Origin of the sequence: Paraglaciecola sp. (assembly GCF_039964565.1) — a bacterium.
In the GTDB taxonomy this organism is placed as follows: domain Bacteria; phylum Pseudomonadota; class Gammaproteobacteria; order Enterobacterales; family Alteromonadaceae; genus Paraglaciecola.
This window is the reverse complement of record NZ_JBDVXF010000021.1, coordinates 166,677-177,887: the sequence shown is the minus strand read 5'-3', so window position 1 is coordinate 177,887 and position 11,211 is coordinate 166,677. Positions and strand designations below refer to the sequence as shown.

Below are 11,211 nucleotides of genomic sequence, written 5' to 3'. Positions count from 1 at the left end.
TGTGTTTGCTGTAAGCGATGACTTAACAGCCATTATGACAGATGAAGTATGCGGCTTAGCTCAGAGACTTGGATTGATCTTGAAAAAGCGGTCAAAAGATGACTAGTACCTATTGACCGACCGGAGGCTCATATGTGTTATACGAACTCAACACTTAGCCGTGCGACTCTATTACACTTTTACTTATAAAGAAGTTTCTTGGAACACCATCACTTCTATCATATGTGACATAGAATACAGGGTCACTTTTTGAACCTTTGGTACCACTTAAATACGCATCTGTAATTTTTTCACAATATGGTTCTCGTCTAGCAATTTCTATGGCTTTACGAACTAATTCTTCAAAAGGCTTCATAGTCTCATCTATATATGGAACACCTTCATCAACAGGGGCTAACTTTGATAAATAGTCAGGGGCGTTAGCGTAGACATCGTCTAATTCTTTTTTTTCAAGTTTATACGAGCCGTGTTGAGGCTCCATTAAATAATACTTAATTCCCCTCCCTTTAAGGACTCTCATTGTAAGTCTTTGAAATTTTTCATCAGACCTATAGCCGAAATATATACATTTTAAAGATCTGTAATCGTAATCATACAATCCAGACTCACCTGTAATTATTCGAATTTCACATTCATGCTTCCAACGTTTAGACTTTGTACCTAGTAACTTTTTTTGGAGTATATCTTCACTTCTATCCATACTAAGAACATCTAGAAAGGTTATCTCTGGTATTTTATCTTGATATTCAACGTTGATAGTAGGTTCAGTTTGTATTTTGTACTCTTTGAGATCTTCCAAATCATACTCGGCACAAAATCCTCGGTGAGAATCAGCATAATACGCCCATAACAGCTCATCATCATAAGACTGACTCAAAGAGTACACACCCCAAGACTTGGAATCTTCCATAAATTTGATAACTAATTTAATAAATGATAATTCTGCTTTTTTGACATTATCATTGTATTTAAAAGTCGGTAGTAGTTTCAGAAACTTTCCAAATTCAAAACTCTCACCATGTACCTTTACTTTAGCTTCAAAAGGGTCATTTAATGACTCAATTGGTGCTGAGAAAAATTGGTTTTTAGAAAGAGATTTAAGATCTCTTCTTACAATTGATTCTCCACCACCTCGATACTTAAATACCCTCATTGGATTCCTTGTGTCATATAACGTAGCTATAAAAAGGCGCTCGTTAGCGCGTCCAGTGGAGGCTGTATTTTTGGCCGGAATGATTTTTGATAGCTTTGTTAAGCTTTTTAAAAACCACTTTCATTTAACCAATGCTCTTCAGTTATTATAGTAATAGGTAAACCGGATTCTCGGTACTCCATAGCTTTTTCAATTTTTCTTCCAAAACTTTCGTGAGCCCAGCTATCAGTAACGTATGTACCTAAGACTAGATAATTTAAACCCTTGGTAACACTTTTGGCATTAGTGCCCCCCAATGATTCAATAGCAGATTGACAGTCCTTCCTAGTGCCGTAGGCACAAGTACCCGTAAATAAAAAAGTCCTATCATCAAACTCAATTTTAGGCGCGGGAGAACAGATTGGGAGCGTTGATGTTTTCGATACCTCACCTAATTCCGATTTTTCTCCGGATATACTATACAAGACACTTAGTAATTCACCTGACTCTTCTTGATCTAAAACCCCATCTTCCAGCATTTCACCTACTTTGCTGAGAAGATTAACAATAATTGGGTTTTGGGATTGATTATTCTGAACAAGCCATGTTTGAAGAAATTCAGCTTCTGCTTGATCAACTTTTCCATCAGCAGTGATTCCTTTACAAAGACCAATCAGAGTATCGATCTGACGATCTTGATTATCTTTTCGATTGTACTTCGTAAATATTTCCATATTACATCCTATGTATATCGTTCGTAGAGCCTAACGCTTTGTTAAACGTAATTAAAATAGTTGGCTAAAATGTTGGGGAACGAAAACAGCCAACTGTATTTTTCCCGCTTAATGTTCTTGTTATGTTTCTTATATCAAAAAGTCGGCAAACTTATAACCAGGACATTTTTTATGGCAAACAGCTTTTAATTTCACTGAAACTTGTAATAAGCCTTTTTCTGTACTTGATATATTGCTGTTAATTAAATTCACAGCTTGATACGCAGCATTAAATATGTGTTTTGGTAGCTTTTGTTCCAACTCCAAAGTGTTCACTTTTCGATGCATTAAACCAAGCTCAATCATTAAAGGTTGTAATTCATTCATGAAGAATTCATGTCTTGTTTTAACTGATTCTAGTGTTTGAATATAACCATCATTTTCGACGCTTAATTCCAGAAGTAGTTGTGGCTCTTCAGACAAGATTAAAGATATGTCGCTTATGTCGAATAAAATATTGTCATTATAGTTTTTTATCGGAGGCATTATGAAAGCCTGCTCATGAATGCTTCCATAAGTATTTAATGTTTTCTTAATATTTCCTATGACATTAAGGTAAACCCCTAAATGAATAAGAGATCTATTTAGCTTAGCCGTCTCATCTACTTTTTTATATTGAGCATCTTTATCTGAATTAAGCTTAAACGCAAAAAAAGCACCGGCAAAAGCTGTTATTAAAGTAACAACCGCACCTATTAGTGTTTTTGAATCCACCTTTGGTAATAGCCCAACTAGGAGCCCCAAGCAAAATGCAATAATTGCAACAAATATGATTTTTTCATTTTTACTAGAAAAAATATTCAATATGCGATACCCGAAAGAAACATAACGCCGAAATAAACGACAAATGTTAGTTGGCTAAAATTTGTGAGGTACGAACAAAGCCAAGTGTTATTTATCCGATTTAATTGCCTTGTTAAGTTTTTGTTTTAACCGACGAAGCAAATATGTGCTTACAGTTGCCGAAGCATCATTAACCAATCTAGCATAATGTTCTTGAGCAACATAATCTCCAGGCGAAAATCCATGCGCAGTCCCAAAGTGAGTTCTCATTGTCCCCACAGCTTGGAATATCCCCTTTATACCACCAAACAATGACTTTAAGTCTGTATTTGCTTCTGAGTCGTCAGATAAATCAAGAGTTTTTACAGCCGCCCCAATCAAATTTGAAATGTCTTTCTTCTTTGGTAGTGGGACGTTTTCTTTAGCCAAAATCAATCGACAGACAGATTCCAAATAACTAGATGAGCGAGTTATTGAATCTGCTGGATCTAATTGAATCGAACTTCTTGCCTTTAACCATATACGAAGTAAATCATCTGACTCGTATTCTTTTAATACGTCAGCAGTTTCATTTGCAATTTCTTCAGACTGAGAATCTAAGGCATTGTTTAGCGACTCAATAGCTCCAATAGTATTGTTTTCAATTGACGCTAGAAAATTGTCTATATTTGATAAAAGCGTATTAATTTGATTTTCTGATGATAATTTCTCAAGCCACTCTATTGAACAGGAATTAATGCTTTTATGCTTATAAGATTGGTATTCAGGGGGAATCATATTCATCGAGTCATGGAAATCATCCTCTGTGGTTCTATAAGTAACTTTCAGTTCACCATTACTAAAGGTTAAAGAACCGTAAACCCAATCATCTGGCCCAATCGTTTCCAATGTATCTTTTAGGGATTCTGCCCATACGTCAATTCCATTTAAAGATTCAACTAACGTATTATTTAGTTCTTCGAGTTTTGCAACAAAAGTTCTTCTTTGATCTTTTATATTAGAGCTGCGACTTTTTATCTTTTCTATTAATCCTTGCACTGAACTATCCTTAAAAAACTTAACACTTATTATCGAGCATATCGTATATGTAATTGCTCGCTTAATTTTTAATTATTGTCAACGCCAGCTCTGACCTATTAATTTAATTAAGTATTTTATACGTCCCCCTCAAAATAACAAAAGGTTTCAAGAACAAAAGAAGCCTAACTTTAACGCGACTTGTATGCTTCCCATTAAAAACCATGTGAAAAATATTTTCCGAAGTTAAATTAATAACTTAGCGATTTACTGAAAAAAAAAGTAAGACCTGAAGAATTTACATAATATGAGGCAATGAGGCTATTTCAAGTACCAATAGTTTCTCTTAGGTTCCTTACTCAAGTAAGCATGTGGGATCAATATTCATTTATGTATTCGGTATTTATGGCGTCGATTTTTATTGGAGGTAGAAAAGCGTAATTACATTTAGTTTTTAGCCCTATGGAAACTTGGCACTGTTTCAAAGTAATTTTCCTTAAGTTTAATTTTGTTAGCTCAAATTACTATATGCTTAAATGAGTTCGAAGTGCTGAACTTTGGGGTTAATTTGTTTGGTAGAATGGACATTTTGTTCGCCTTATTTGCACATACTAACTCTGCTTCATAAACACATTTACTATACTAATTATTGCCATTTACAGTAATAGCTCAATGTTCTGCCTCTACTACTGTGTACCCAAGCTTTTTTTGTAATTCGCGAATTCTTGCCCGACGCTCTTCTGGTGTAAGTTCATTAACTGGATTGTGAAATGAGTCTCCATCTGGTGTACTTGCAGCAAGCTTCTGAGGCGCTTTGCAGCCCATTAAGTCACTGAGGCTGTCAATTACTTTTCTAGCTTTCTCTACTGCGTTTAAATCGCCTCCTAGTGCTGCGGTATACGCTGGGACTAGCAAGCCTTCGAGTCGAGAAACCTGCAACGCTCTGTATTCTTCGGTTTCATTTATGTGTCGCGCGGACAAATCTGTTAAAGCTTTCGTTAAGTATTTGTGAACCATAGTAGTGCTAACACCAAGTTCGTAGGATATAGCCTCTAAAGTTAAGCCTGATTTTCTAAGTTCTATCGCTTGTAATCGGTTTACAGCTGCCACTAATTTTGTTGATCTTGTCATTTTTTTTAACCTTCTTGGTTTAACTATTTTTTATTACTCAATCACCTTTCATACACCCTTTTGACAGATTCTTAGCTAGACAGTTATATGGTAAATATATAAAGGGGTATCAGGTTGATACTTTTAAAACTTGAATCTCTCTCTGAAAAGGTACGATACGTTACTTATACGAAAAATATATTTACCTCCACATAATTAAAAGGTACGAATCGTTACTTTTGGACTATTTTAAAGGTACGAATCGATCCCCCTAAACTTTTAAACTTCTAGGTTTACGATTTACAGAATCCTCGAACAACTTTCCGTTGCAATCGTTTACCTCTAGCCAGGTCAAAGCGTATAAATATAAATGTCCGTTTCTTACAGGCTTACTTCCCGCTATAAAAATCCAATTTTTATCGATTAGCGTTTGCCTGTGTCGTAGAATTGTTGGCTTCGTCCAACCCAATTTACCCATTACTTTTGGAGCCAGAGTGAGATCTCCATTGTTACGACCATTATACTGTGAGCTCAAGTCCCATAATAAAGCTTTAGCTGTGGGTGAGAGGGCAATATAATCAGGGTGGTTGAATATAGCGTGCAATGCTTTTACGTAGCGTTCATTCTTATACGCAAGGCGCCCATTGGCTAACATCCCCTGCGAGTTCGGTTTTCGCATTAAATCTACCTCACTTTTATTAGGTAGTAGATATCGAGCTATTTAACTTAATTATCTTTCTAGCGATTAATAACGACTCCCCTTCGAGCCAATACATCATCACTGAGGTTCTAGAGCCAAAACGGTTTGGCACTTTCACTAACTTTCGACAAAATGTAAGAGCATTGCGCTTTTGTAAATCACTTACGGTAGAAGGTAAGCAGTGATCCCCAATTCGTTCGGCGTCAAATCGGTTTAGTTTCTGCCCATTAGCAAACCTCAAGAGCATTGAATCGAGTTTTGTTAACTGTCTAGGCGTAGATTTACTATTAGTATAAATGGCGTTTACTCGGGGCTCTGAAGTGACATTTTTCATCTCATAACCTCCGTTTAAGCAACATGTTGTCGTTGGGTTACTAATTCAGCCACCAGCATCTTTAGGTCGCTATCACTTTTCCCAGCCACCATTGCTGCCAAAACGGTATCTATCTCATGTTGTAAATACCCTACAGCACGATCGCCCAAGCTAATTGGCGGCGGCAATAGGTTTTGATTTATACGGTTATGAAAAGTTGTTTTAGAAATACCTAGACGTTTTAAAACTTCAGGCTTCCGGTTAACTATTAGTTTGTCGGTAATGTTCATATCAGTCTCGCTTTGGTTTTTGTTGGACTGATTATGCCAAGATTCCAGCCAAATAAAATAGGCGTAAATTACTGATATGACTCACCTTTCTTGTTATTTCGTTAGTTTTCTTTGGTTTTCTTTGGTTTTCGTTAAAGATTTTTTAGCTATATAATTATTCCATTTGTAAATTTTAGTTTCCCAGAAATTAAAATTAGTTTTACTGCTACAAGTCACTCAATTTAGGATGCAACAAAACAATCAACGAAGGGCTGGTGGTTTTCTTGATGACACCGTAAGCGTCCCCTCACTGGTTACTGTATGGGTTGCTGTTACCCTTAAAACTCTTGTTATGTATTGGTTTGGCCAGGTTGCTTTGCTGGTTGCTGTCCTGGTTGTTGATGCGCTTTTAGCCCATTATTATTTTTTAAGCCAAAATTCACTAACTCAAACTTTAAACCAAAATAGTTCGCGAAATCGTATTTTGCTAAACAAAAAAAGACTACCGATTACTAACCATTTTTGTTTATCCTGAAAGACCGAGCACCAAACAGTTAAAAAACCAATAAAAAGGATTTCACATGAAAAAATCATTACTTCTTGCCTTGTTGCTTCCGCCTTTAGCATCTGCTGAGTATGTATCACCGTTGCTGTATAAGGATCTTGAATGTTCAGATTTAATTGAAGAATTCAAAGGTCATCGAGATAATGCCCACGATAAATCAATGAAAGCTATTCGTATGAGTATTGATTTGCTTGATGGGCCTGGTTACGGAAATTCAAAAGCGAAACTAGCGGATCTTGAAAAAGACGCCGAGGTTAGTGATGCTCATATTGTAGCTATTAAAAAGGCTGCAAAAAAAATCAATTGTGGCGACCTGGTCGAGTTGGCTAGTAAATAATACCTAGTGGGATTAGTCCTCACTCGAACTTACAATTGAAATGAGTAGAACTTCATTAATTCTGAAAGATGGCAATGAGCGAAAGGCAGATTAATAGCAAAACTGTACCTAAGTGCGACGATGCTAAGGAAACAGACATGCAACAGTGTATTAAATCTTTTTCATATCGACGTATCTTAGATAATTTAAGGCACTGTTAATAAACACAGGTATGATGGAAATAGTAAAATATTGTCCTCATTGCTCCCTACTATTGTAAATTCTTCAGGTCTCACTTTGTTTTTCAGAAAATATCTAAGTTATTAATTAAACTATGGAAAATATTTTTCACATAGTTTTTAATGGGAAGTCTAAAAGTCGAGTTAAAGTAAAGCACTCTTGTGCGTTTTACATATCTTATTTTTGTGAGGGAATGAAAGTAAGAACTGTAATTGACAACAATTAAAAACAAAACGAGCAATTACATGTACGACATGCTCGATAATAAGCGTTAGGTGAAAGGTCGAAATTGAAACTATAAAAGATATGACTCCATTTTTGATAAAACTGTTCGGTATCATGGCTATTGATATTGAGCATCTAAACCAGTATTTAACGCCAGATGAGAAGAATTACCTCAATACAAATCTAGTGTCTATGGAAGTCTTAAATAGCGATTTGTATTCTAATGTAAATGGAGACAATCTAGAGGTATTGCTTAATTTTCTAATCAAGCATGCAAAGGATCTTGAAAAAATTTGGGAAGATAGTAGTAAAAAAGAAGTCTTAGTGAAGCTGTATACTTCTGACACAATTTCCGGCGAATATGACTGTTTTCGTTTTGATTTGTCTAAATTTGAACAAACATTTAAATCAGATGGTAAACAGTTAACGCTTTATCGAATTGGTCGAGTTAACGAGTCTAAGGAAAGTCTTGGTAACTCATGGTCTAAAGATTTCACAGGGTTAAAAACTTACGCTCAATTTGTATCAAAACTTGAAAATCGACCAGTATTTTCAATCGAAGTGAATGAGTCAGAAGTATTATGTGAAGGTAAAGCTCAGGAAAGCGAGTTAATCCTGAAAAAAGGGTTTGCATGTAATGAGATCAAGTTACTTAGTGCTGAAAATCGTCTTGTAATTGGCGTGTAGTCAGTAGTAGCCGGAAAAATCACCTAACAATAGCTTTAAACGGAACTAAAACAGTGGGTTAGCTTTCGCTTCGCTACACATTACAACCCACTTTTTTAGTCAACTTAAGCGGACGTTAGGTTTAAAGGAGTATGAATTGAGTCAGCCTAAAAAATTATCAGATGACTTCCCTGAATTACTAAAATTAGAAACATCTATTATTTCATTTCTATATGTTGTTCTTGGTTTTTCAGTTACGGCTATTACAGGACAAAATAATTTATTATTTAAGCTAGCTTCTGATGGGAAACCCGAACATTTTATTCCTTATTGGCCTTTATTCTCTGATATTGTTAATTTTACAATCATTAATATGGTTTGGGTCGCCATAGGATTATATGGTTCTTTCCACTCTCGTATGGTTACGGCAAATCGTCCATATGTAGCTTACGCAAATGGTGTGGTTTTCATACTTGCTCTAGGGTATTTTGCTTATACAGCATCAAATTTAGTCCGTTATTTTAAATTTTAAATTATACAAGTTTATCAAACATTGTTCCGGCCAAAAAACGGCCTTCACTGGACGCGCAGAAAACGCGCGCCGTTTATAAAAAGCGCTAAAATGTACAGCCTATGGACAAGTTAAAAGAGTATAGCGGGGTTAAAACGAAAGGGGATCAAGAAGTCTTCGACTTTCATGTTCCTGATGGTAGCGAAATACATATCAAAGCTATAGCTAACTTTGAGGGTTTCAAGTGTAGGTTATGGGCTCCAGAATTTCACGGAATTATGCTCGATTCCGCTATCAAGCATAGTAGAGAGGCTGAGATACTTAGGAAAGGCTTGGAATATGAGTACGATAGCATATATAAATTACAGGAATTAAAAGATACAAGAGATAATATGGCTAACTCATTTATGGTAATGCAGAATGCGATCTCATCTGTAGCGTTATCAATTAGCAGCGTCGAGGCATGGGCTAATAAAACCATACATGAAAAAGTTAAGTCTCAAATTGAATTTGAACGTTTGGATGGCTCTATTGTATGTTGGGGTGGCAATAGAATAGAGAAAGATACGACATTAACAGAAAAAGTATTCACTATTATTCCCAAGTTGTTTGGTGTCGAAGTTGTCAAAAAGCATGTTACGGTCAGAAAGCGTTTTGTAGAACTTATTTCTGAGAGAAATACAATCATTCACTTAAAGAATGCACCGAAGGTATCTGGTGAGAAAACCCCCAGAAATAGTCTTGCTTTAATGTTACTACGTAGGAATTCTCTTCAAGTCCCTAAAAATATAATAAGTGTTTTTCGCCTTGTTTATGACAAATCAAATACTGAAATTCCATCTTGGCTTGCGAAAAATATCGGTACGTTGGAAGGGTATCAACGTGAGGTCAAAAACATTTAAAACGTAAATAAGGAGCATTATGTATTCAAAAATTTCCAGAGGACCCGATATGGGAAAACTACTCATCCCCCATCTTCACGAAGGCAAATATTATGTAGCAAGTACATCAAGGTTTGAAAAGGATTACATTAAGGTCGAAACTCTTAATGAGCTTGAAGCACTCGTTCGGTCTGGATATGGTGCAAGACTAAAAGCAGAGGACAGCAATAATGCACCTTCTATAATTACGCCAGCGAGTATTAAATTTGAAGAGGAAAATACTACCCCTCCAACTCCGAAAACTCTGCTTCCAGCTATTATACGCGCGACTGATTTGGATCCTGAATCGACCTCAACAAGAAGAAGAGAGCAGGCTTTCCTGCGAGCATACTTACTAAAAGGGAAATTAACAGGCTCTTGTACAATTTGTAGTCGCTCATTACCACATGATTTGCTCATAGCGGCTCACATCAAAGTTCGTTCAAAATGCTCCAACAACGAAAAACTAGACTTCGATAATATAGCAACATTGATGTGTACTCTTGGATGCGACGCACTCTATGAAGGCCACTATATTTACGTCGAAGATGGGAGAGTAGTCTGTAACCCTAAGAAAATAAGGAAAGGACACGCGCATCTTGAAGCGGCAGTAAGATCGTTGGAAGATCATGACGTGAGGAACTGGAATGGCAGCAGCTCGTATTATGAATGGCATAAATTACAGTGTTTACGGGCCTAACAAATCGCTATTGTTGGAATCTCCCACTATGCTCGTTTTCCGCAAAGCGCAGCGTTATAAGGTTAGGATAGTTTCATGGATAATCGCCCTGAGTATTTTGTACATCAATTTGAAGATGTAATTAATATGTACGATGAGGTATGTGACTGGTTTAATGAATTGGGTTTTTCTTATTCAAAAAAGAGATATGGATTGTATAAAAAACACATTGATAATTTTATTGATATGACAAAAAGTTCATCACTTCAAAATGATAATGATGAGCTATTAACATTTAAAAGAGCATTCGATAATGCTTATATAGAAGTCAATGAGATAATCAGAGTTTACAATAACTTAAAGTTAATCAAATCCTCTGAATTTTTGGAACAAATAAAAAAAGTTATTTCCGGGCACGAATTTCGGGCGAATACTGATAATGATCAAGCTAGGGACTTTTTATTTGAATTGTCAGTGGCATGTCGCTTTATTAATGCAGGTTTTCCTGTTTCATTGACAGGGATTTGTGATGTAGTCGTTGACCTAGGAGTTGATGGAACATTGTTTGTAGAGTGTAAGCGTATCAAATCTGAAAACAAAATAGATAAAAATGTTAAAAAAGCAAATAAACAAATTGTTCAAAGGGTTCGATTACACAAATCAAGTAAAGTAAAAGGCTTGGTAGCAATCAATGTGACAGATCTATTACCAAAAACAAATATGTTTCATCCTGACTCCATGTCGGCGACAACAGCAATTCATAGAGGGGTTTCAAACAATTTCGTAAGACAGAAACTTGAAAAGCTGAAAGCTGGAATGACTAATAAATGCCTAGGTGTTCTATGCGAAAGCGCAACGATGCATTATTTTTCTAAAGAATCCAATATTCCAGGTTTTAGCTACTCACGCCACACGGAATACATTCCTTATTTAGATAACGCATTGTTTGAATCCTTGGTACCTAAACTTAGCCAACAGGATATCAAGTAAAC

At 36.0% G+C, this 11,211-nt stretch carries 14 protein-coding genes; 6 read left to right on the top strand and 8 right to left on the bottom strand.

Annotated features, from left to right (window positions below; all coding sequences use genetic code 11):
• Positions 1-154: 154 nt before the first annotated feature.
• The 8 genes from ABJK37_RS09215 to ABJK37_RS09180 form a co-directional block, all read right to left on the bottom strand.
• Positions 155-1,153, bottom strand: a complete 999-nt coding sequence (locus ABJK37_RS09215) for a DUF2971 domain-containing protein (RefSeq protein ID WP_348352319.1) — start codon at positions 1,151-1,153, stop codon at positions 155-157.
• A 107-nt stretch (positions 1,154-1,260) separates the two neighbouring features.
• The gene (locus ABJK37_RS09210) at positions 1,261-1,866 is read right to left on the bottom strand and encodes a BRCT domain-containing protein (protein WP_348352317.1); all 606 of its coding nucleotides are present in this window, start codon (positions 1,864-1,866) and stop codon (positions 1,261-1,263) included.
• A 129-nt stretch (positions 1,867-1,995) separates the two neighbouring features.
• Complete coding sequence (locus ABJK37_RS09205) at positions 1,996-2,709, bottom strand: hypothetical protein (RefSeq protein ID WP_348352315.1); 714 nt, start codon at positions 2,707-2,709, stop codon at positions 1,996-1,998.
• Positions 2,710-2,796: 87 nt separating this feature from the next.
• A complete protein-coding gene (locus tag ABJK37_RS09200) occupies positions 2,797-3,726 on the bottom strand; it encodes an abortive infection family protein (RefSeq protein ID WP_348352313.1) in 930 nt (309 codons plus the stop codon).
• Positions 3,727-4,374: 648 nt separating this feature from the next.
• The gene (locus tag ABJK37_RS09195) at positions 4,375-4,836 is read right to left on the bottom strand and encodes a hypothetical protein (protein WP_348352311.1); all 462 of its coding nucleotides are present in this window, start codon (positions 4,834-4,836) and stop codon (positions 4,375-4,377) included.
• A 250-nt stretch (positions 4,837-5,086) separates the two neighbouring features.
• Positions 5,087-5,494 carry a hypothetical protein gene (locus ABJK37_RS09190; RefSeq protein WP_348352309.1) on the bottom strand — a complete coding sequence of 136 codons (408 nt, stop codon included), beginning with the start codon at positions 5,492-5,494 and terminating at the stop codon, positions 5,087-5,089.
• A gap of 19 nt (positions 5,495-5,513) precedes the next feature.
• Positions 5,514-5,849, bottom strand: a complete 336-nt coding sequence (locus ABJK37_RS09185) for a hypothetical protein (RefSeq protein WP_348352307.1) — start codon at positions 5,847-5,849, stop codon at positions 5,514-5,516.
• A gap of 14 nt (positions 5,850-5,863) precedes the next feature.
• Entirely contained in the window at positions 5,864-6,118 is a 255-nt protein-coding gene (locus ABJK37_RS09180) for an AlpA family phage regulatory protein (RefSeq protein ID WP_348352305.1), read from the bottom strand.
• A 560-nt stretch (positions 6,119-6,678) separates the two neighbouring features.
• On the opposite strand from ABJK37_RS09180, the gene ABJK37_RS09175 reads away from it, so the two are divergent.
• The 6 genes from ABJK37_RS09175 to ABJK37_RS09150 all read left to right on the top strand — a co-directional run bounded on the left by ABJK37_RS09175 (position 6,679) and on the right by ABJK37_RS09150 (position 11,209).
• Positions 6,679-6,999 carry a hypothetical protein gene (locus ABJK37_RS09175; RefSeq protein ID WP_348352303.1) on the top strand — a complete coding sequence of 107 codons (321 nt, stop codon included), beginning with the start codon at positions 6,679-6,681 and terminating at the stop codon, positions 6,997-6,999.
• A 537-nt stretch (positions 7,000-7,536) separates the two neighbouring features.
• Positions 7,537-8,130: a hypothetical protein gene (locus ABJK37_RS09170; protein ID WP_348352301.1), complete on the top strand. Its 594-nt coding sequence runs from the start codon at positions 7,537-7,539 to the stop codon at positions 8,128-8,130.
• A 136-nt stretch (positions 8,131-8,266) separates the two neighbouring features.
• Positions 8,267-8,641, top strand: a complete 375-nt coding sequence (locus ABJK37_RS09165; protein WP_348352299.1) for a hypothetical protein — start codon at positions 8,267-8,269, stop codon at positions 8,639-8,641.
• 101 nt (positions 8,642-8,742) lie between these two features.
• On the top strand, positions 8,743-9,522 hold the full coding sequence (locus ABJK37_RS09160) for a hypothetical protein (protein WP_348352297.1): 780 nt from the start codon (positions 8,743-8,745) through the stop codon (positions 9,520-9,522).
• Between the two features lie 49 nt (positions 9,523-9,571).
• Complete coding sequence (locus ABJK37_RS09155) at positions 9,572-10,240, top strand: hypothetical protein (RefSeq protein ID WP_348352295.1); 669 nt, start codon at positions 9,572-9,574, stop codon at positions 10,238-10,240.
• Positions 10,241-10,315: 75 nt separating this feature from the next.
• The gene (locus tag ABJK37_RS09150) at positions 10,316-11,209 is read left to right on the top strand and encodes a hypothetical protein (protein WP_348352293.1); all 894 of its coding nucleotides are present in this window, start codon (positions 10,316-10,318) and stop codon (positions 11,207-11,209) included.
• The last annotated feature ends 2 nt before the right edge of the window (positions 11,210-11,211 follow it).